Source organism: Actinocorallia sp. API 0066, assembly GCF_020991275.1.
GTDB lineage: Bacteria > Actinomycetota > Actinomycetes > Streptosporangiales > Streptosporangiaceae > Actinocorallia.
In genome coordinates this window covers 541,740-561,658 of sequence record NZ_JAJLQY010000001.1, presented here as the reverse complement: position 1 = coordinate 561,658, position 19,919 = coordinate 541,740, and the positions used below count along the sequence as shown (strand labels likewise).

Sequence of the window (19,919 nt, the reverse complement as noted above, 5' to 3'; positions counted from 1 at the left end):
CGATCCACCATGTCACACCGGGACGAATGCCTCACATCACGGGTTGTCCCGCCAATCCGATCTATCCGGCCATGGGATTGGGGATCTCGACATAGCGGGCGGCCCTGTCGGGGGAGCGCGTCCAGCGAGTCAGCAGGTTCGCCTTGCCGGGCAGTGGACGGCCCGAGAGCAGCCCGTCCAGGCGCGGGTGCCGGGGCAGCTCCGAGAGCAGTCCGCGCAGGTCGCGCCACAGGTCGGGCTCGCAGGACGGGTCCCGGTCGGCGAGCGCCGCGGCGATCTCCGCGAGGTGGTTGACGAACAGGCAGTACGCGACGCGGTTCCAGCCCCTCTCCTCGTCGTAGGTGACGGACTGCCTTACCGCAGGCTCCAGCGCGTCCAAGGCGGGCCCCGGAAGCAGCTTGGTGCCCTCCAGATCCCGGAAGACGGCCCGTGACGGCAGCCCCGAAGAGTCGTGCAGCACGAGCACGTTCTGGAGATGCGGTTCCAGCACGACACCGTGGTCGAAGAAGAGCCGGAGCACGGGCAGCGCCACGGCCCGCGTGTACGCCGTCCAGTACTTCAGCGGATCGACGTCCTCGGGAAGGAACCCCGCGCGGGGTTCAGCCAGGGCGGCGGCCACGACCGACTCCGAGGGGGCCGCCTCCCGGAGGATGACCCCGAGGCCCTCGTACAGGCCGCGGTCGGCGAGCGCGACGGTCCGGTAGGCGGGCTCGCCCAGCAGGTCGGCGCCCAGCAGCGGCTTGAGGAGCCGGGTGAGCGCGGGCGCGGAGGCCAGTTCGTACCAGGCGTTCTTGCGCACGCAGTTGGTGATCCGCACGTCGAGGCTGAACTTGGCGAACACCCGCTCGTCGGCGGTGAGCACGGTGCGCACCGACGACGTGGGCGCGGCCTCGGGCCCCGGCCCCGCGTCCAGCAACGCCCCTGAGCTGATCGCCTTGCGCAGCACCGGGTTGCCCCGTAGCAGGCGCCACTGCCAGGGATGGACGGGAAGGAGCCCGTCGCCCGCGAGGGGCGAGAAGTCGCCTTCGCCGCACAGGAGGGCGGGGTCCACGGCGAGGAGGCCGAGCCGGAAGCGCGCCCCCGCCTCCGGCGCGTAGGGCAGCCAGGTGGAGGGGAGGCCCTGCCGGGACTTGGGCGACGGGTGGTACCGGTGGCCAAGGATGAGCGACTGCTCCGAGGCGAGCAGGGGGCTCGCTGGCGCGGCGGCCCGCTCGCGCACGATCGCGGTCATCGCCTCGTGGCTGTTGACGACCTGGCCGAGGAACTCGGGGTTCGGGGTGCCCGTGCGCAGCGCCAGTTCCGCCGCGACGGCCTCGGCGACCTCGTACCAGCCGATCTCCTCGCCGTCCCGCAGGAACGGCCCCGACAGCCGCAGGGAGGGCCCGTGGACGGGTCTGGGCAGCCGCGCCGTGAGGGTGGCCCGCGCGAGCCTGACGACGATCCGGCCCGCGTCCCGCGAGACCCGGCCGAGCGGGCCGCTGACCTCGCGGATCAGGCAGTTGAGCAGGGCGGCGGCGGTCGCCTCGTCCGCGTCCGCCTGGGTCGTCGGGGCGGGTGCGGCGGCGGTCAGCGGCACGGAAGCTCCCTGAGGTAGTTGGGGCCCGGCGGGCCGTAGTGTTTGTTGATGTCGGCGGCGCCGGTCCGCGCCTTGGGCACGAGGGTTCCGGCGGTGAGCATGGCCTTGGTCGGCAGCCGGGGGGCGTCGAGGGTGCGGGCGCGTAGGAACGGGTCGGTGACTGCCTCGTCCAGCCGGTCCCGTACCAGGCCGAGCGCTGTGGGCAGCGGAAGCAGGCCGCGTTCGGCGAGCCCGAAGGCGAGCGCCCCGGCGCACAGGTGCAGGGTGATCGTGACGAAGACGCGGGCGCGCGCCTCGGGTCCGCCGACCATCCGGGGGTCCTCGAAGTCGCCGGAGGCGAGCATCGCCCCGTCGTTGTCCTTGAGCAGGAGTTCCGCGCGCGGTGTCACCGCGACGTTCTGCTGGTGCGCCTCCAGGGCGATCCCGTGCCGTTCGAAGAGCGTGACGTTCCATCCGAACAGCGTCCGTAGATAGGCGTCGAAGAAGCCTGCGACGTCCCCGGAGGAGACCTCTTCGATGACGTAGGGCCCCTCGGGTGTCCGGGCCAGGAGGGCGGCCACCGGGACGGCGTCGGAGACGGGCAGCCGCCTGACGAGGAAGGCGAGGTCCGGGTCGTGGGCGTGCCCGTAGGTCTGTTCGTCGGCGAGCAGTACGGGCAGCCCCTCGGCCTGCGCGATCCCGGACAGGAGGGCCTGCACCCGTGCCCCGTCCACGAGGGTCCCCGGTTTGATCGACCTGACGTTCCTGCGTCCGAGCGTCGCGGTCGGCAGCGGCACCTTGACGTGCTCGGCTTCCGTGACGGCGAGGGTCCGCATGGAAAGGGTCGGCGTCACAGCGAGACGCCGTTCCGGGACGACGGGGACGAGCCCACGGTCGGCCGTCAAAGGGTGGACGGGAAAGGGCACAACGCCCGCAGGCAGCCCCAGGGACGCCGCATCCGGCCACCACGAAGGCAACTCCCCGGCCTGGACGGGCGAGGCGACCCCCGTCCAGGCGAGCGGGAACGACGGCTGGTACTCCGGCGCGTAAGCCCGTACCTCCGCTTCCGTCAGCCCGGCCTTCGCCCTGCCGAGCGGGTGGACGGGATGCCCCAGCCGTGCCGCGAGCGCGTCGTACCTGGTCGGCCCCGGACGCACCGGAGGCAGGTCGGCTGTCTCCGCCGCGTACGCCTCACCGCACTCGGCGAGGAACCCTTCGACGTCGTCGTCCGAGGCGGCCCCGCGCCGCACGAGGTCGGCCACCTCGGCGAGGGTGACGCCCCCGCCGACGCGGTGGTCGGCGAGGAAGCCGTCGGGCCGCAGCGCGGCGTGCGCGGGCGCGCGGACGTACCCCTCGCGGTCGAGCGCGGACAGCACCCGGGCCGCGAACTCCTCCTCAGTCAACGGCCCACGCCCGGCGGCGGCGGAAGCGCGCGAGGGCGGCGGCCACGGACGGCCGGTCGGGGCCGACCACCTGAACCGTCCCGAGATAGTCCCGGTTTGTATGGGTCTGGACGATCACATCACCAATATTCCGCTGCGGGCGGTAAGTAACCGACACACCGTTGTCCACAAAAGTCCCCGGGGTCGGCGCGGCCGTCAGCGTCCCGGACCGGTCCGCGACCAGGTACTCCACGGTCGCCGCCCCGCGCGGGGAAGGGACGAACACCGGGGGCTGGCCGAGATGGGTCAGGAGGACGTCGGCGAAGAGGTCGCGGCCGAGGAGTTCGGCGAGAAGGAAGTCGCAATGGTCGCCGATGATCCGGTAGTTCACCTCGATGATCCGCGCCCTGCCCTCGTGCGCCACGAACTCGGTGTGGCAGGCGCCGAACCCGACGCCGAGCCGCTCCAGCGCGGCGAGCACCTGTGGCGTCTCGGGTGGCGGGGGCGCCCAGTCCAGGCGCTCCTCGATGAAGTGCGGCTCGGGCGAGAGCGTGGTGGTGAACGAGCCCAGGATCTCGCCGTTGAGCGTCTCCAGCGTGTGCAGGGGGCCGCGCAGGTACTCCTCCGCCACCATCGGCCGCCCGGTGTCCGGCAGCGCCGCCAGCTCCGAGGGGGAGCGCACCAGGACGACGTCCTCGCTCGCCACCCCTTCGCGCGGCTTCACGACGAGCGGATAGGGCGCGTCGTCCGGGACGGGGAAGGGCGACGCCCACACGTCACCGAGATGGCGGCGCATCAGGCTCTTGTTCTTACAGCGCAGCGTCGCCTTCCAGTCCTTGCCTGGCAGCCCGTAGAACTCGGCGGCGAGGGCCGTGGGCGTCTGGAGGAAGTCGCCGTTGGAGAAGTACGCGTCCGGGCGGCCCGCCTGCACGATCTCCCTGAAGTCCGACACGTCGCAGCGCAGGGTGCGGTGCTCCGGGTACTGTTCAGGCCGGTCGGTCAGGACGGTGACGTCGAGGCCGAGCCGTTCCGCGGCGGGAAGGAAGCCCGAGAGAACCGAGTCGGTGGCCTTGCCCGACACCACGAACAGCCGCACCCGTGCCCCCGCGTTCCCCGAAGTGGTCTCAGCTCGTTAGGTAAGCCTTGCCTAATACTAACGAAGCGATCTTGCCCGTCGTGGGATATTGACGGGATGGACCTCCTGGAGCGCTGGGCAGCCCTCACCGGCCCCGACACCCGCCGACTCGGCGCGGACCTGCTGGAGCGCTACGCCGAACCCCACCGCCACTACCACACGACGGCCCACCTGGTGGCCGTCCTCGATCTTGTGGACGAACTCGCGGACGAGGCCGCCGACCCCGACGCCGTAAGGCTCGCCGCCTGGTTCCACGACGCCGTCTACGACCCGCGGCGCGACGACAACGAGGAGCGCAGCGCCCGGCTCGCCGAGCGGATGCTGGCCGACACCACGCTGGCCGCCGCCCGCGCCGCGCACGTCGCCGCGCTCGTCAGGATGACCAAGACGCACGACCCGCAGGACGCCGACGGAAGGGTCCTGTGCGACGCCGACCTCGCCATCCTCGCGGCGGACGGCCCCACCTACACGGCGTACACCACCGCCGTCAGGGCCGAGTACTCCTTCGTCCCGGACGAGTACTTCGTCATCGGCCGTGCGGACGTCCTGGAGCAGCTTCTCGGCCTACCCGCGCTGTTCCACACGGCCTCCGCGCGCGCACGGTTCGACGCCAAGGCGCGCGCCAACCTCACCGCGGAGCTGGCCGCGCTGCGAACTTCGGCCGCCGCAGCCCCGAGCGGCGGAGGTGCCCCAGCAGCTCCTGGCAGCTGACCTCCCGCGCGCCCAGCACGACGGCGGCCTCGTACGCCTCCTCCGGGACGTCGTAGTGGTCGCGCTCGAACGCCCGTGGCGGCGCCCCCAGCCGGGCGGCGAACGTGTGCAGCTCGGTGAAGGAGACGTCGCTGATGAGGTGCGACCAGAGCAGGCCCTTGGCCTGCCAGATCGGGGGGTCGATGTAAAGCGCCACACGGCCAGCGTAGACACCCGGGGTTCCCGCTAGGTTGGTGACGGCTTTAAGGAGTTGGGGACATGACGCTGGGGTGGCTGGCACTGGCCCGGGGGACGATCGACCGGATGGCCGAGCGGCGCCGCGACGAGGACTGGGTGGCGGCGGCCTGGGCGGGCTCCAGAGTGCTGGTGGTGGACGAGCAGGGCAGGGTCCCGGTCCGCCTCACCGACCGCCCGGAGCTGGTCTTCACGCCGTCGCGGAGGGCGCCCAAGGGGCAGCGCATCCTGCTCGGCGTGGACGAGGACAAGATCGCCTACTTCGCGGTGCGCGCGCCGATCCCCGACGACCTGCACGACGCCGAGCCCGCGGGCCTGCGCCGGATCGGGGCGCTGCTCGACGACCTGCACTCGACGCTGCTCACCCAGGCCGTCGCGATGGCCGCCTGGCACGGCGCGCACGGGTTCTGCCCGCGCTGCGGCGGCGCGACGAAGGCGATCGCGGCGGGCCACGTGCGGGTGTGCCTGCACGACGGCACCGAGCAGTACCCGAGGCTCGACCCCGCCGTGATCATGCTGGTGGCCGACACCGAGGACAGGGTGCTGCTCGCGCGCGGAACGACGTGGCCGGAGCGGCGCCAGTCGGTGCTCGCCGGGTTCATCGAGCCGGGGGAGTCGATCGAGCAGGCCGTCGTCAGGGAGGTCAAGGAGGAGGTCGGCCTCGCGGTGCACGACGTCCAGTACTGCGGGAGCCAGCCGTGGCCGCTGCCGCAGAGCCTCATGCTCGGGTTCACCTGCCGGGCCGAGGCGGGCCAGCGGCTCATCACCGACCAGACCGAGCTCGTCGAGGCCCGCTGGTACACGCGCGACGAGCTCAAGGCGGCCGCGCTCAACGGGGACGTGCTGCTGCCCGGCCGTGTCTCGATCGCCCGCCAGCTCATCGAGTACTGGTACGGCGCGGACCTGCCCGGCGGCTGGGGCCTGTGACGGGACGGGCCCCGGCGCGTCCCGTCACAGGCGGCGGCCCTAGGCCCCGATGAGGCCCTTCAGGGTCTTCGCGCTCGGGTTGGTGAGGACGTGCTCCTCACCGTCGGGCGTGACCGCGACCACGGTCGGCACGGTCATGTTGCCGCCGTTGACGCTGGCGACGAACTCCGCGGCCTTCGGGTCGCGCTCGATGTCGATCTCCAGCATGGGGATGCCGTCACGGGCCAGCTGGGCCTTCAGCCGCTTGCAGAAACCGCACCACTGGGTGGTGTACATGGTCAGCTGACCGGTCGCGCTCATGGAGTTCCTTCCGCTGGTCGACGACGTGGGGACGGGCCCGGCAAATCCTGCCAGAGGACTCGACCCGCAGAAACCAACGCGGTGAAGTCCGTCCGCATTCCGGTGATCTGTCCGCCAACTCACCACCCGCACACCACCCGCGCCGAGAGTTATCCACAGGCGGCGCCTGAGCTGGGCACGGACGCAGTCAACACCGCGCCACCGACAAAACCCGTGTGCCCTGAGCGGCCTGCCAGCGCGCTAGGAGCCGACCTCGCCGCCGTTCTCGTGCACGGGGCAGCACGACTGGACGGGGCAGGTCCTGCACTTGTCGTTGAGCGTCGCCCGGAACACCGGCGAGGACATGCCCTCGGCGACGATCTCGACCAGCTTTTTCGGCCACGCCGGGTCCCCGTCGTCGGACGGCGGCGGCTGCGCCTGCTCGCGCGCCTTGCGCGCGAACGCCGCCTTGCCGACCTGGACGAGCTTGGCGCCGCCCGGCTCCAGCAGCCCGTGCCGCGCGAACGCGCCGAGCATCACCGCGTACTGGTACACCCCGAGCTGGGGGTTGCGGGCGAGTTGGTCGGCGGGCACGGGCTGGCCGCCGGTCTTGATGTCGATGATGACGCCGCGGCCGTGCGCGTCACGCTCGGCGCGGTCGATCCGGCCCCGGATCACCACACGACCGAGGTCGACCTTGAAGGACTCCTCCAGCACGACGATCTCGTTGGGGTTGTCCCGGTGCCAGGCGAGGAACTTGTCGACCATCTCGGCGGCCTGCGCGCGCTGCTTCTCCCCGTACCAGGCGCTGCGGAAGTCCAGGTCCGACCAGATCTCGTCGAGGCGCTGCGCGAGGTGCCGTTCGCTGACCTCGGGGACGGAGCCCGCCAGCTCCGCGACGGCGTGGATGACCTTGCCCATGGTGCTGTACTCGCCGGGCGTGCCCTCCTGCGCGCCCACGGCGGAGGTGAGCAGCCAGCGCAGCCCGCAGGTGGTGAACGTCTCCACCTGGGACGGGGACACGGCGATCTGCTCGTGCGACGGGAAGGCGGGGCCCGGATCTGACAGCGGCGTGATCGCGTACCAGCCGTCGGGGCCCGCGCCGCGCACCCCGGCGCGGGCGAGCCGGGCGAGGTGCCCGGCGGCGGCGCGGCGCACCGGCATCGGCTGCGCGGCGTCGGCCACCGAGGCGCGCAGGTCGGCGACGAGGGCGGGCAGCGCGAGCCACCGCGTCCGCTCCTCCGGCCGTACCTGTTCCACGCCTCCGGGGACGAGTTCGTTGAGGAACCTGGACGGCCTCTCCTCGGTGTCCTCGCCTCCGACGGCCGTCACGACGAGCCGCTTACGGGCCCGCGTCACGGCGACGTAGAACAGCCGCCGCTCTTCGGCCATCATCTTGGCGGCCAGGGTCGCGCCGGAGACGGGGTCGAGGATGTCCGACCCCTCCACCAGCTCCTCCACGCCCAGCAGCGACCCGCGCAGCCGCAGGTCGGGCCACAACCCCTCCTGCACCCCGGTGACGGCGACGACGTCCCACTCCAGGCCCTTGGCCCGGTGCGCGGTGAGGATCTTGACGGTCTCGCCGTCCGGGGCGCGGTCGGCGAGGGTGTCGCCGGAGATCTCCTGGGCGGCGAGGTCCTCGATGAACACGAGCGGGCCGCCCTTGGGCAGCCGGTCGACGAACCGGGCGGCCCGGTCGAACAGCGCGACGACGGCGTCGAGGTCGCGGTCGGCGGCCAGGCCGCGCGCCCCGCCGCGCTGGCTGTCGGCGAGCCACCGCTCGGCCAGGCCGCACTCCTGCCAGACGGCCCACAGCACGTCCTCGGCCGTCCCGGCGGTCTCGCGGGCCGTCCTGACGAGCGCGGCGACCCGCTCGGCGGACGCCCTGACCTTTTCGTGCACGAAGATCAGCTCGCGCGGGTCGTTGAGCGCCGCGACAAGCAGCTCGGCCGTACCGCGCGTGCCGCCCGCGAGCTCCTCCAGTTCGCGCAACGCGCGCCGCAGCCTGCGCATGGCGAGCGTGTCCGCGCCGCCCAGCGGCCCGGTGAGCAGCTCCTCGGCGACCTGCTCGGTGAGGTGGCCGGGCCGCAGCGCCGCCCGCAGCACCTGGAGCAGGGGCCGCACCGCGGGCTCCCCGGCCAGCGGGACGTCCTCGGCCGCGACACCCACCGGCACCCCGGACTGCACGAGCGACCGGCGCAGCGCGGCGATCTGGTGGGCGCCGCGCACCAGCACCGCGCACCGCGACCACGGCACACCCTCCAGCAGATGCGCCCTACGCAGCTCGTCAGCGACCAGCGCCGCCTCCTGGCTCGCGCTGTCGGCGACGACGACGCGCACCTCGCCTTCGGCCTCGCCGTCCTCCACGGGGGTGAGCGCGCGGTGCTCGGCGGGGCCTGGAAGGCGGCGGGCGACCCTACGGGACGCCGCCAGCAGGGCCGGAGGCATCCGGCGGGAGGCGGTGAGCGCGACGACGGGCGCGGGCGACCCGTCCAGCCGGGGGAACCGCACCGGGAAGTCGAGGATGCCGCGCACGTCGGCGCCACGGAAGCCGTAGATCGACTGGTCGGGGTCGCCGACCGCGACGAGGTCCCTGCCGTCCCCGGCGAGGCCGTGCAGCAGCGCCTCCTGCGCGGGGTCGGCGTCCTGGTACTCGTCAACGAAGACGGCGTCGTAGGCCGCGCGCTCCTTCTGCCTGACGTCCTCGTCGTGCGTCAGCAGGGCCGCGGCCTCTCCCATCACCTCGACGTAGTCGTAGGACGGGACAGGGTCGAGCGCGAACCGCTGCTCGTAGCGGTCCATGAACCCCGCGGCCGCCATCCAGTCGTCCCGCCCGTTGGCCGCGCCCAGCTCGTACAGGCGCTCGGGATCGAAGCCGCGTTCCTTGGCCCGGGAGAGCAGGTCGCGCAGCTCTTCGGCGAACCCTCGGGTGGCCAGGGCGGGCCGCAGCCTGTCCGGCCAGCCGCGCGCCCCGTCCTCGACCTCACCCTCCAGCAGCCTGCGCACCTCCAGGAGCTGTTCGGGGCCGGTGAGCAGCCGGGGCGGCTCAAGGCCGTCCAGGACGGCCTGACGGCGCAGCAGCGCCCACGCGTAGGAGTGGAACGTCAGCGCCAGCGGCGAGCGGGTCGTCGCGCCCAGCCTGCTCGTGACGCGCCGCCGCAGGTCCTCGGCGGCGCGGCGGCTGAAGGTGAGGACGAGCAGCCGTTCGGCGTCCGCGCCGCGCCGCTCAATCCGGTCCACGACCGCCTCGACGATCGTTGTGGTCTTGCCCGTGCCGGGGCCCGCGAGGACCAGCAGCGGCCCGCCCGGATGCGCGACGACGGCATGCTGCGCCGGGTCCAGGGCGGGCGCCGCGACCCGTGCCGGATCCGCGCCGGTGCCACCGCGACGCACGAGCCGGTAGGGAGAGGAGACCACCCTGGAAACTCAAGCAGAAGATCAAGGCTTCTCAGGCCAACGTGCCGCAAGAGATACCGGAAAGACCCCGCGCACCCGGCGTCGGATGGGGTCAGCGGTAGTAGGGCGTCGGTGAGGGGGTGTTGAGCGACGTCCACAGCGCCTCGGCGCGCGCGGTCAGCGGGTGGGCGGGCCCGAGGACCTTGTGGCAGTCGGTCTTGAGCGCGGTGGCGATCGCGTGGGCGCGCGGGAACTGGCCGACCGCCTGGTTGGCGAGGCCGAGCAGGAGGCGGGTCTCCAGCGTGTCGGGGTGCTCGTTGCCGAGCAGCCTGCCGCGCGCGGTCGCCGTGTCGAACGCCACACCGAGCGCCTCGGGGTGCCTGCCGAGCGCGTGCAGCGCCCAGCCCTCGGTGTTGCGCGCCTCCTGCGTCTCGGCGTTCTCCGGGCCGAAGGTGCGGCTGCGGTCGCGGGCGACGCCCTGCGCGATCGGCAGCGCCTCGGCCGACCTGCCGACGGTGTAGAGGATCTTGGCGACGAGCAGCCAGCTACGCAGCGTGCGCGGGTGCTCACCTCCGAAGATCCGGGCGCGGGACTGCGCGACGGTCCTGGCGACGGCCTCGGCCTCCATGCCGCGCCCGGCGAGGTACAGCGCGGACGCGAGGATGTTGCGGCTGCTCAGCGTGTCGGGGTGCTCGGGGCCGAGCAGCCGCGCGCGCCCGTTGGACGCTTGCTCGGCCGCGGTGATCGCGTCGGCGTACCTGCCCTCGTGGCAGTAGCGCGCGGCGCGGCTGTGCAGCTGGTCGTACTCGGCGGCCGGGGTCGGCGGCGGCGTGTGCGGCGAGACCGGCGGCAGCGACGGCGCCGACGGGGCGCGGTGCCCGGCGGCCGGGACGGCGGGGGCGGGGGCCGGGGCGGGCGAGGCGGCCTGGACGGGGCCGAGCGCCTTCAGCCTGCGGACGATCTCGGCCGCGTCGGCGGGCCGGTCGGCGGGCTCCTTGGCGAGCATGTCGAGGACGAGCCTGTCGATCTCGGGCGGCACCGACGGGTTGTGGTGGCGGGGGCCCTTCGGCTGGTGCCGCAGATGCCCCTGGACGAGCTCCTCAAGGCCCTCGTCGATGGGGAACGGCGGCTTGCCGCAGAACAGCTCGTGGAACATGCCGCCGAGCAGGTACACGTCGGTGCGGGCGTCGATCTCGCGGCCGAGGAACTGTTCGGGCGCCATGTAGACGGGCGTGCCGAGCACCCCGCTGCCGGTCAGGCCGGTCGCCGACGACAGGTGCTTGGCGATGCCGAAGTCGCACAGCTTCGCCCGGCCGCCCTCGACGATCATGACGTTGGCGGGCTTGAGGTCGCGGTGCACAACGCCGCGCGCGTGCGCCGCGCCGAGCGCCTCGGTGATCTGGACGGCGAGGTCGACCCCCTGGTCCAGCGGCAGCCCGCCGGGCCGGGACTCCAGCAGCTTGTGCAGGTCCCTGCCGTTGAGCAGCTCCATGACGAGGTAGAGCACGCCCTCGTCGACGTCGATGTCGTGCACGACGGTGATGCCGGGGTGCTGCAGGGTGGCGGCCAGGCGCGCCTCGCGCAGGAACCTGGCGACGCCGACGGAGTCCTGGTCGGGCGCCTGGGGCAGCACCTTGACCGCCACCTCGCGTTCCAGCCGGGTGTCCACGGCCTTGAAGACCTGGCCCATCCCGCCCTTGCCGATCTGTTCCCCGAGCCGGTACCGGCCCCCGAGAACCACCCCGTCCGTCATCGCACTCTCCTCCCCGAGGCTCCGACGCATGATCGCACCCTCGCGCCACCACAGGCCACCAATCCGACACTTCACCCGACCCACCCCCTTTCGACGCCCCAACCCCACCCAAAGATCGCCCCAACCTCCCCCCAAACCCACCACCCAACGAACCCGCGCCCCTAGCACCCCACACCGCAAGCAACAGCCCCGGAACAGATCCCTGACCGCCCTCCCACCCCGGCGAACCCCACCCGATGGCACACCGCACCACAAGCAACAGCCCCGGAGCAGATCCCTGACCGCCCTCCCACCCCGGCGAACCCCACCCGATGGCACACCGCACCGCAAGCAACGGCCCCGGAGCAGATCCCCTGATCGCCTTCTGCGCCCCGGGCGGGCCCACCCGGCGACACACCACACCGGGAGCGAAGGCCGGGGGTGCGCTTGACCGCCCTCGGACATCTTGCGGGGGCAGCCCGTCGGATGTCTGGTTTGGTGATTTGCGTAGGCTTTTCGGGGGGTTGGCTAAAGGCCGTGGGGCTGGCTGACCGGGTCGATTACCAGGGGTCATCGGGGACAGGGCATGATGCGCTGGGGGTTTGCCCCAAAGGAGAGGGGGAGTCCTTGATGCCGGAGTCGCTGGGGTCGTGCGTCGTCGCGCTTGACGTGGGCGGCACCCGGATGAAAGCCGGGCTCGTCGGGACGGGCGCGGAGGTCATCTTCGAGCGGCTGTACGACACCGGGCGGGCCGACGGGCCCGACGCCGTCACCGACCGGCTCGTCGGCGTCGTCCGCGAGCTCGCCGCGTTCGCCGACGAGCGGGAGCTGCGCCCCTCGGGAGCGGGCGTGGTGATCCCCGGCATCATCGACGAGGACCACGGGGTGGTGCGCTCCTCGGCCAACATCGGCTGGCGCGACTTCCCGCTACGCGCCCACCTGGCCCGGCACGCCGGGCTGCCGGTGGCGATCGGCCACGACGTGCGCGCCGGCGGGCTCGCCGAATCGGTGCTCGGCGCCGGCAAGGGCGAGACGGACCTGCTCTTCCTCGCCCTCGGCACCGGCATCGCGGGCGCGATGATCCTTGAGGGGCGGCCGTTCAGCGGCGGCGGCTACGGCGGAGAGATCGGCCACATGCTCGTCGAGCCGGGCGGCTACCCGTGCGGCTGCGGCTCGCGCGGCTGCCTGGAGACCGTGGCCTCCGCCTCGGCCGTGGGCCGCCGCTACTCCGAGCGCGCCGGACGCCAGGCGCCCGCGCACGAGGTGGCCGCGCTCGTCGAGGCGGGCGACCCGACCGCCCGCGCCGTCTGGCACGAGGCGGTGGAGGCCCTGGCCACCGCGATCCTCGCCTACATGACGATCTGCGCCCCGGCCCGGGTGGTGATCGGGGGCGGCCTCGCGCAGAGCGGCGAGACGCTGCTGAGCCCGCTGCGCGACCTGGTGACGGCCCGCACCACCTACCACCGGCCCGTGGAGATCGTGCGCGCCTCGCTCGGCGACAGGGCCGGCCTGCTGGGGGCCGCCCTGATCGGCGGCGCGGCCTGACCTCCCCGGTAGATTGGGGAATGTCCCGCCCCATGACACAGTTATGGCTGGACGAACAGCGCGCCCCATCCCGGCATTGGAGTGAAACGTGTCCCTGCCACCGCTGGTCGAGCCCGCGGCCGACCTGACCCGTGACGAGGTGAACCGCTACTCGCGGCACCTCATCATCCCCGATGTGGGGATGACCGGGCAGAAGCGCCTGAAGAACGCCAAGGTGCTCGTGGTCGGCGCCGGCGGCCTCGGCTCGCCCGCGCTGATGTACCTCGCCGCCGCGGGCGTAGGCACGCTCGGCATCATCGACTTCGACGTGGTGGACGAGTCCAACCTCCAGCGTCAGATCATCCACCGCCAGGCCACCCTCGGCCTGCCGAAGGCCGAGTCCGCCGCCGCCACGGTGCGCGAGATCAACCCGCTGATCGAGCTGCAGGTGCACAACACCGCGCTCGACCGCGACAACATCCTCGACATCTTCGGCCGGTACGACCTCATCGTCGACGGGACCGACAACTTCGCGACCCGGTACATGGTGAACGACGCGGCGGTGCTGCTGGGCAAGCCGTACGTCTGGGGCTCCATCTACCGGTTCGACGGCCAGGCCAGCGTGTTCTGGGCCGAGCACGGCCCCTGCTACCGCTGCCTCTACCCCGAGCCCCCGCCGCCCGGCATGGTGCCCTCGTGCGCCGAGGGCGGCGTGCTCGGCGTGCTGTGCGCCTCGATCGGCTCGATCCAGGTGAACGAGGCCATCAAGCTGCTCGCGGGCATCGGCGAGCCGCTGGTCGGCCGACTGATGATCTACGACGCACTGGAGATGACGTACCGCTCGGTCAAGGTCCGCAGGGACCCCGAGTGCGCGCTGTGCGGCGAGAACCCGACCATCACCGAGCTGCTGCCGGACTACGAGGCGTTCTGCGGCGCCGTCTCGGTGGAGGCCGCCGACGCCGCCCAGGACTCCACCATCACCGTCCACGAGCTCAAGGCGTGGCAGGACGCCGACGAGAAGATCTTCCTGGTGGACGTGCGCGAGCCCAACGAGTACGAGATCGTCAGCATCCCGGGCGCCACGCTGATCCCCAAGGGCGAGTTCCTCAACGGCAACGCCCTGGAGCTGCTGCCGCAGGACCGCCGGATCGTGCTGCACTGCAAGTCGGGCGTGCGCTCGGCCGAGGCCCTCGCCGTGGTGAAGAACGCCGGGTTCGCCGACGCCGTGCACGTGGGCGGCGGCGTACTGGCCTGGGTCCGCCAGATCGACCCGAGCCTCCCGTCCTACTGACGCCACTGGCGCCGTAACACCACCCGGCCCCACCGGCCACCCGGGCCCCGCGGAACCCCTTCCGCGGGGCCTTCGCCTTCCCCGAACCCCCACCCGCAGACCAAACCCCACCCGCCCCGCCCGCCACGGCCAGCCGACCCGTGCTCTTCAAGGGACGGCGGCGTCGCCGGGGCCCGCGGCCTCGGTGAGGGGGTGGCCGACGATGCGCTGGAGCGTTTCCACGTAGGCGCGGAAGGCGGCGCGGCCCTCGGGGGTGAGGGACAGCCAGGTGCGGGAGCGCTTGCCGACGTGGCCCTTGCGGATGTGCACGTAGCCCGCGCTCTCCAGCGCGGCCGAGTGCTTGGACAGCACCGAGTCGCTCACCTCGACCGAGTCGCGGACGAAGGAGAACTCCGCCTCGGTGGCGGCGGCCAGCAGCGACATGACCTGAAGCCGGACCGGCGCGTGGATCACCGGGTCGAGCGTGCTCACGCGACCACCTTCCCCCTGCTCAGCCGCAGGATCAGCGCCTCGGCCGGACGGGTGGTGAGTAGGAAGTACACCACGACGACGCCGCCCGCGGCGAGCTTGCGCCAGGGCGCCTCGAACCCGTCGAACACGAGGTTGTGGGTGCCGAACGCCAGCACGACGGCGACGAGCGCCCACCCGGCGTAGGCGGCCAGGGCGGACCGCGTCCAGGTCTGCTTCGCCCAGCGCACCCGCGCCCAGGCGCCGAGCGCCGCCATCATCGCGCCCATCCCGGCGATGCCGCCGAGTCCCGCCAGGAAGAACAACACGCCGATCTCGGCGTCGAGGCCGATCTGGGTGACCGTCATCAGCGCGGCGAAGCCCGCCGGGTACCACAGCGGCAACTGCTGCCGCGCGTAGGCGCGCTGCTGCGTCCGCCCGATCTGCGCCAACGCCTCGTCCGGCGACAACTCGCTCATCACACGCACCTCCACAGGGGGACGCCGGGCCCGGCGGGAACCCACCCGCCGGGGCTCCGGCCGGAGCCACATTCACTTTCCACTGCGGAAACTACATCTCACTTTCCAAGTCGTCAAGTACTTTCCGCACGGCATCAGCTTGCCACACGGAAACGGCTTGCCGCGCGGGACAGTGCGGAGCCGAAACCGGAGCCGGAGCCGGAGCCGGGGCCGGGCGGACGGCACGGGCGGCGCGGACGCGGTGCCGCGTGGCAGGATGCGGACATGCGCGAGCACGACGCTGGAGACGACGGAAACGGCGGCCATGCCGGGCACTCCGACTACGCCGATCTTGTCCTCTCCGTGGTCGAGCGCATCCCGCCCGGCCGGGTCATGACCTACGGCGACATCGCCGAGTACCTGGGCGTCGGCGGGCCGCGCCAGGTCGGCAGGGTGATGGCCACCGAGGGCGGCGCCGCGCCGTGGTGGCGGGTGATCCGCGCGGACGGCAGGATGCTGCCGGGACACGAGGCACGCGCCCGCGCCGCGTACGCTCGCGAGGGCACTCCGCTGCGCGGCGACGACAGGGTTGACCTGCGGCGCGCGCGCTGGCACGGACCACTCCCCGGCGAGGCGTAGCGGCCGCCGTCGGCAGGATCCCGGTGAGGACGCGAACATGAGCACACTCCGGCGCGCGGCCGCCGCCGTCCTCTCCGTCGCGCTCCTCGCGGTCTGCGCCGCCGACCGCCCGGACCGTTCCAAACCGGTGCCGCCGGACGTCGCGGCGCCCGCCCCCGCCCCCACCGCGACGGCACCGCCGCCCGCGAGGCTCGACAAGGCGGCGCTCGACCGCGCGCTCAGCAAGTACCTCGCCGGCCGGGTGAGCGCCGCCGGGATCATGGCGGTGGACCGGGTGACGGGCGCCCGCTACGCGTTCCGGGCGAACGAGGAGTTCGTCACCGCGAGCGTCGCCAAGCTGGACATCGCCATGACGCTCCTGCTGCGCCGCCAGAAGGCGGGCCAGGGCCTTTCGGCGGCCGAGCGGGACGACGTGAAGATCATGATCCGCGACTCCGACAACGAGGCCGCCGACCGGAGCTTCGTCCGGGCGGGCAGCGCGACCGGGGTCAACACGGCGAACCGCCGCTCGTTCGGCCTGCGGAGCACCACCGCGATCGACGCGTCGTGCCTCGACCTCCTGTGCTGGAGCCTCACCACAACAACGCCCGCCGACCGGGTACGGCTTCTCCAGCGCCTGTTCACCGGACCCCTGAACGAGCGGAACCGGGCGTTCCTCCTCGCGCAGATGGGAGCAGTGCAGGAGGACCAGCGCTGGGGCCTGGAGGCGGGCGCCCTGGACGGCGACGCGCTGTACGTGAAGAACGGCTGGATGACGCACGCCCGCGACGGCGAACGCTGGGCCGTCAACAGCGTCGGCAGGATCGAGGGCCACGGGCACGACCTGCTCGTCGCGGTGATGACCAGGCACAACCCGTCGCACGGCTACGGCATCACGACGGCCCAGCACCTGGTCGCGAGGGTCGCCGACGCCTTCCGCGCGACGACCGCCGCCTCGGACGCCGCAGGCCCCCTCGTCGCCGTCCCCCCACAGGGCCCGACAACGACCACGGGCCCGGACGCGCCGTAGGGCGGTCGACACGTCCGGACTGTGTTCGATAAGCCCGAGGGCGCTCTTACGGGCCCGACTTCGTCGGGGAGCGCCCCCGGGCTGTGCTCGATTGGCCCGGAGGCGGGCGCTTGGCAACTCCCGACTTCGTCGGGAGCGCCCGCCCCCGGGCTGTGCTCGGGCTGTAAGGCGAGGTGGCTCCCGGGGGGCGCTGCCTTGGAGGGTCAGACGGGGGCGGGTTCGCGTTCGGCCTTGGGTTCGTCCTCCTCGCGGATGCCGTACTTGCGGTAGATCCCGGCGAGGGGCTTGGGGACCCACCAGTTGGCCTCGCCCAGCAGGCGCATGGTGGCCGGGACGAGCAGCGCCCTGATGATGGTCGCGTCCACGATGATCGCGATGACCATGCCGACACCGGTCAGCTTCATGAACGTGATGCCGGACGTGGCGAACGCGCCCACCACGATGAGGAACAGCAGCGCCGCGCTGGTGATGATCGAGCCGGTGCGCTGGAGGCCGGTCGCGACGGCGAGCGTGTTGTCCCCGGTGATGTCGTACTGCTCGCGGATGCGCGACAGGAGGAACACCTCGTAGTCCATCGAGATGCCGAACAGCAGCGCGAGCATAAGAATCGGCATCGCGGGCGCGACGTCCCCGGTGACGGTGAAGTCGAGGAAGCCCGACAGGTTGCCGTCCTGGAAGATCAGCACGATCGCGCCGAACGTCGCGGTCAGCGACAACAGGTTCATGAGGATCGCCTTGAGCGGCAGGACGACCGAACCGAAGGCGAGGAACAAGAGGATGAACGTCGCGACGCCGACGATGCCGACGAGGAGGGGCAGCCGGTCTCCGAGGCTCGCCAGCTGGTCCTCGAGGATGGCTGCCGCGCCGCCGACGTAGGTCGTCCCCGGTGAGGGCACGTCGCGTACACGGTCGACGATGGCGCGCGCCTCGTCGCCGTAAGCCTCTCCGGCGTAGGTGAGCTGGATGTGGGTGATGTCCCCGGACGTCCGCGCGATCTCGCCTCCGGTCACGCCGGGCACGTCCTTGAGCCGGGCGAGGTAAGCCTGTGCCTCGCCTCCCGCGCCGCGCACGACCACCTCGACGGGGTTGACGGCGTTCGGGGCGGCGAAGTCCGACTGGAGCGCCTCGGTGACGACGCGCGCCTCGGTGCCCTCGGGCAGCACGCGGGTGTCCACGCCGCCCCAGGTGATCCGCAGGAACGGCGCGCCGAGGACGAGCAGCACCGCGACGATCGAGACGGTGACCACGATCGGCCGCCTCATGACGGCGTTGCCGACGGCGAGCCAGCGGCGGCCGGGCTCGCCTGTGGCCGGGCCGCGCTTGCGGGTACGCCGGTTGTGCACGCGCGGGCCGAGGACGGCCATGAGGGCGGGCAGCACGACCACGGCGGCGGCCATCGCGACGAGGACGGTGGCGATGCCGCCCATGCCCATCGAGCGCAGGAAGTTCTGCTCGAACACCAGGAGTCCGGCGAGGGACACCGCGACGGTGACGCCGGAGACGAGGACGGTGCGGCCCGCGGTGTTCATGGTCCTGACGGTCGCGGTCTCCGCGTCGCCGTCGGCGCGGGTGAGTTCCTCGCGGAAGCGCCAGACCATAAAGAGGCCGTAGTCGATGGCGAGGCCGAGGCCGAGGAACGTGGTGATGGAGACGGAGAAGACCGATACCTCGGTGACGTACGTGAGCACGTGCAGGGCGGTGAAGGACCCCAGGATGGCGATGCCACCGATGACGAGGGGCAGGGACGCCGCCACGAGTCCGCCGAAGATGACGAGGAGGAGGATGAGCAACACGGGCAGGGAGATGGCGTCGGCCACCGCGATGTCCTCGGACACCTGCGTGTTGATGGAGTCCTCCACGACGACCTGTCCGCCGAGTTTGACGTCCACGGCCCCGGCGTCGCGCAGGGCGGGCTCTATCGCCAGGAACTGGTCGGTCCGCTCCTGTGGTGTCTCCCCGGTGAGCGTCAGGACGGCGTAGGTGGACTTCCCGTCTTCGCTGCGGAACTGCGGCGATCCGGTGCTCCAATAGGTGGCCACGTCAGCCACCTTGTCCTTGGGCAGGGCGTCGAGGGAGAGCGTCACGGCGGCTTCGGTGGCGACGTCGTCGGCTGCGCCCCGGTAGAGCACGATCACGTCGGGCTCGCCGCGGCCGAACTCCTCGTCGAGGATCTCGGCCGCCTTGTAACTCTCGCTGCCGGGGGTGTCGAACCCGCCCGCCGTGGTCAGCGCGCCGAACACCCCGGTCCCCCAGACGCCGAAGAACACCACGGCGGCCAAGGAGAGCCAGAGGATGGGCTTGCGTCGTCGGTAGACGAGCCGCCCCCAGGTCTCGAACATCCAGCGGATCCCCTCATAGTGTGACTAATAGTCACTTTCGCTAACAGCGTTTACTGCGTATACGGTGTTAACATCGCATCCCCACTGCGGTACGGTCAAGTGCGATACAGGTCACAGGGAGCAGAACGGATGAATCTCGGCAGGCGGGAGCGGGTCAGGGCCGCCACGATCATGGAGATCACCGAGACCGCGCGGCGCCTGCTCGTCAAGGACGGCCCCGACGCCGTCTCGCTGCGCGCCATCGCCCGCGAGATGGGCATGACGGCCCCCGCGCTCTACCGCTACTTCCCCAGCCACGGCGACCTCCTCAGGCACGTCGTGGGCGCGCTCTTCAACGACCTCACCGACGGGCTCGTCGACGCGCTCGCCGAGGTGCCCGACCACAACATGTACGCCAAGTTCGACGCGGCGTGCCGTGCCTTCCGCGGCTGGGCCCACGCGCACGCCAAGGAGTACGCGCTGCTGTTCGCCACGCCCGTGCCCGGCGTAGGGCAGGCCGAGCAGGTGGACTTCGCGGCCGAGTGCGGACGCCGCTTCGGCATGACGTTCCTCAACCTCTTCCGCGACCTGTGGGAGAAGCACCCCTTCCCCGTGCCCGCCGACGACCAGATCCCGGCCGAGGTGCGCGACCAGCTCGCCGACTACCGGGAGCGCATCCAGGCAGACCTCCCGTTGGGCTGCCTCCTCGTCTTCCTGCAGTGCTGGGTGCGCCTGCACGGCGCGGTCAGCCTTGAGGTCTTCGGGCACCTCGACTTCGCGCTCACCGACATCGAGCCGTTCTTCGAGCTCGGCGTGGTGGAGATCGCCGCGCGGCTCGGCCTGTGCCCCGACCCCTTCGCGGACCCGCCTGACGGGTAGTGA

17 protein-coding genes are annotated in these 19,919 nt (G+C 72.3%); 7 read left to right on the top strand and 10 right to left on the bottom strand.

Features of this window, described 5'->3' with window-relative positions; genetic code table 11:
* Positions 1–61: 61 nt before the first annotated feature.
* From LO762_RS02585 to LO762_RS02575, 3 genes are read right to left on the bottom strand one after another with little or no spacing between them, the layout of a single operon-like run.
* On the bottom strand, positions 62–1,576 hold the full coding sequence (locus LO762_RS02585; RefSeq protein WP_230612039.1) for an IucA/IucC family siderophore biosynthesis protein: 1,515 nt from the start codon (positions 1,574–1,576) through the stop codon (positions 62–64).
* Positions 1,567–2,958 (bottom strand): IucA/IucC family protein, encoded by a 1,392-nt coding sequence (locus tag LO762_RS02580; protein WP_230612038.1) that lies wholly within the window; start codon positions 2,956–2,958, stop codon positions 1,567–1,569. The genes LO762_RS02585 and LO762_RS02580 overlap by 10 nt, the downstream gene beginning before the upstream one ends.
* A complete protein-coding gene (locus LO762_RS02575; protein ID WP_230612037.1) occupies positions 2,951–4,033 on the bottom strand; it encodes an acetyl-CoA carboxylase biotin carboxylase subunit family protein in 1,083 nt (360 codons plus the stop codon). Before LO762_RS02575 ends, LO762_RS02580 begins: the two co-directional genes overlap by 8 nt.
* A 96-nt stretch (positions 4,034–4,129) precedes the next feature.
* Here LO762_RS02575 and LO762_RS02570 point away from each other — a divergent pair, with 96 nt between their 5' ends.
* Positions 4,130–4,783 carry an HD domain-containing protein gene (locus LO762_RS02570; protein ID WP_230612036.1) on the top strand — a complete coding sequence of 218 codons (654 nt, stop codon included), beginning with the start codon at positions 4,130–4,132 and terminating at the stop codon, positions 4,781–4,783.
* On the opposite strand, the gene LO762_RS02565 is transcribed toward LO762_RS02570, so the two are convergent.
* Positions 4,701–4,979, bottom strand: a complete 279-nt coding sequence (locus LO762_RS02565; protein ID WP_230612035.1) for a DUF4031 domain-containing protein — start codon at positions 4,977–4,979, stop codon at positions 4,701–4,703. The genes LO762_RS02570 and LO762_RS02565 overlap by 83 nt on opposite strands.
* Positions 4,980–5,041: 62 nt before the next feature.
* Between LO762_RS02565 and nudC the strand changes: the two genes are divergently transcribed.
* Entirely contained in the window at positions 5,042–5,944 is a 903-nt protein-coding gene (gene nudC, locus LO762_RS02560; protein ID WP_230612034.1) for an NAD(+) diphosphatase, read from the top strand.
* A gap of 39 nt (positions 5,945–5,983) precedes the next feature.
* Here nudC and LO762_RS02555 read toward each other — a convergent pair whose 3' ends face one another.
* From LO762_RS02555 to LO762_RS02545, 3 genes are all read right to left on the bottom strand, one after another.
* A complete protein-coding gene (locus LO762_RS02555) occupies positions 5,984–6,244 on the bottom strand; it encodes a glutaredoxin domain-containing protein (RefSeq protein ID WP_230612033.1) in 261 nt (86 codons plus the stop codon).
* A 240-nt stretch (positions 6,245–6,484) separates the two neighbouring features.
* Positions 6,485–9,640, bottom strand: coding sequence for an ATP-dependent helicase (locus LO762_RS02550; protein ID WP_374201522.1), 3,156 nt, complete (start codon positions 9,638–9,640; stop codon positions 6,485–6,487).
* 91 nt (positions 9,641–9,731) lie between these two features.
* Entirely contained in the window at positions 9,732–11,372 is a 1,641-nt protein-coding gene (locus LO762_RS02545) for a serine/threonine-protein kinase (RefSeq protein WP_230612032.1), read from the bottom strand.
* Positions 11,373–11,981: 609 nt separating this feature from the next.
* On the opposite strand from LO762_RS02545, the gene LO762_RS02540 reads away from it, so the two are divergent.
* Together LO762_RS02540 and moeZ are read left to right on the top strand one after the other, a co-directional pair.
* Positions 11,982–12,896: an ROK family protein gene (locus LO762_RS02540; RefSeq protein ID WP_230612031.1), complete on the top strand. Its 915-nt coding sequence runs from the start codon at positions 11,982–11,984 to the stop codon at positions 12,894–12,896.
* Positions 12,897–12,984: 88 nt separating this feature from the next.
* Positions 12,985–14,166 carry an adenylyltransferase/sulfurtransferase MoeZ gene (gene moeZ / locus LO762_RS02535; RefSeq protein WP_230612030.1) on the top strand — a complete coding sequence of 394 codons (1,182 nt, stop codon included), beginning with the start codon at positions 12,985–12,987 and terminating at the stop codon, positions 14,164–14,166.
* A 147-nt stretch (positions 14,167–14,313) separates the two neighbouring features.
* Here the strand turns inward: moeZ and LO762_RS02530 are convergent, their stop codons facing one another.
* Both LO762_RS02530 and LO762_RS02525 read right to left on the bottom strand, forming a co-directional pair.
* Positions 14,314–14,637, bottom strand: coding sequence for a transcriptional regulator (locus LO762_RS02530; protein WP_308103184.1), 324 nt, complete (start codon positions 14,635–14,637; stop codon positions 14,314–14,316).
* Positions 14,634–15,092, bottom strand: a complete 459-nt coding sequence (locus LO762_RS02525; RefSeq protein WP_230612029.1) for a hypothetical protein — start codon at positions 15,090–15,092, stop codon at positions 14,634–14,636. The genes LO762_RS02530 and LO762_RS02525 overlap by 4 nt, the downstream gene beginning before the upstream one ends.
* A 264-nt stretch (positions 15,093–15,356) precedes the next feature.
* Here LO762_RS02525 and LO762_RS02520 point away from each other — a divergent pair, with 264 nt between their 5' ends.
* Positions 15,357–15,710: an MGMT family protein gene (locus LO762_RS02520; RefSeq protein ID WP_230612028.1), complete on the top strand. Its 354-nt coding sequence runs from the start codon at positions 15,357–15,359 to the stop codon at positions 15,708–15,710.
* A 37-nt stretch (positions 15,711–15,747) separates the two neighbouring features.
* Positions 15,748–16,719, top strand: coding sequence for a serine hydrolase (locus tag LO762_RS02515; RefSeq protein WP_230612027.1), 972 nt, complete (start codon positions 15,748–15,750; stop codon positions 16,717–16,719).
* 203 nt (positions 16,720–16,922) lie between these two features.
* Here LO762_RS02515 and LO762_RS02510 read toward each other — a convergent pair whose 3' ends face one another.
* Complete coding sequence (locus tag LO762_RS02510; protein WP_230612026.1) at positions 16,923–19,058, bottom strand: MMPL family transporter; 2,136 nt, start codon at positions 19,056–19,058, stop codon at positions 16,923–16,925.
* Positions 19,059–19,187: 129 nt separating this feature from the next.
* On the opposite strand from LO762_RS02510, the gene LO762_RS02505 reads away from it, so the two are divergent.
* Positions 19,188–19,916 (top strand): TetR/AcrR family transcriptional regulator, encoded by a 729-nt coding sequence (locus LO762_RS02505; protein WP_230612025.1) that lies wholly within the window; start codon positions 19,188–19,190, stop codon positions 19,914–19,916.
* Positions 19,917–19,919: the final 3 nt, after the last annotated feature.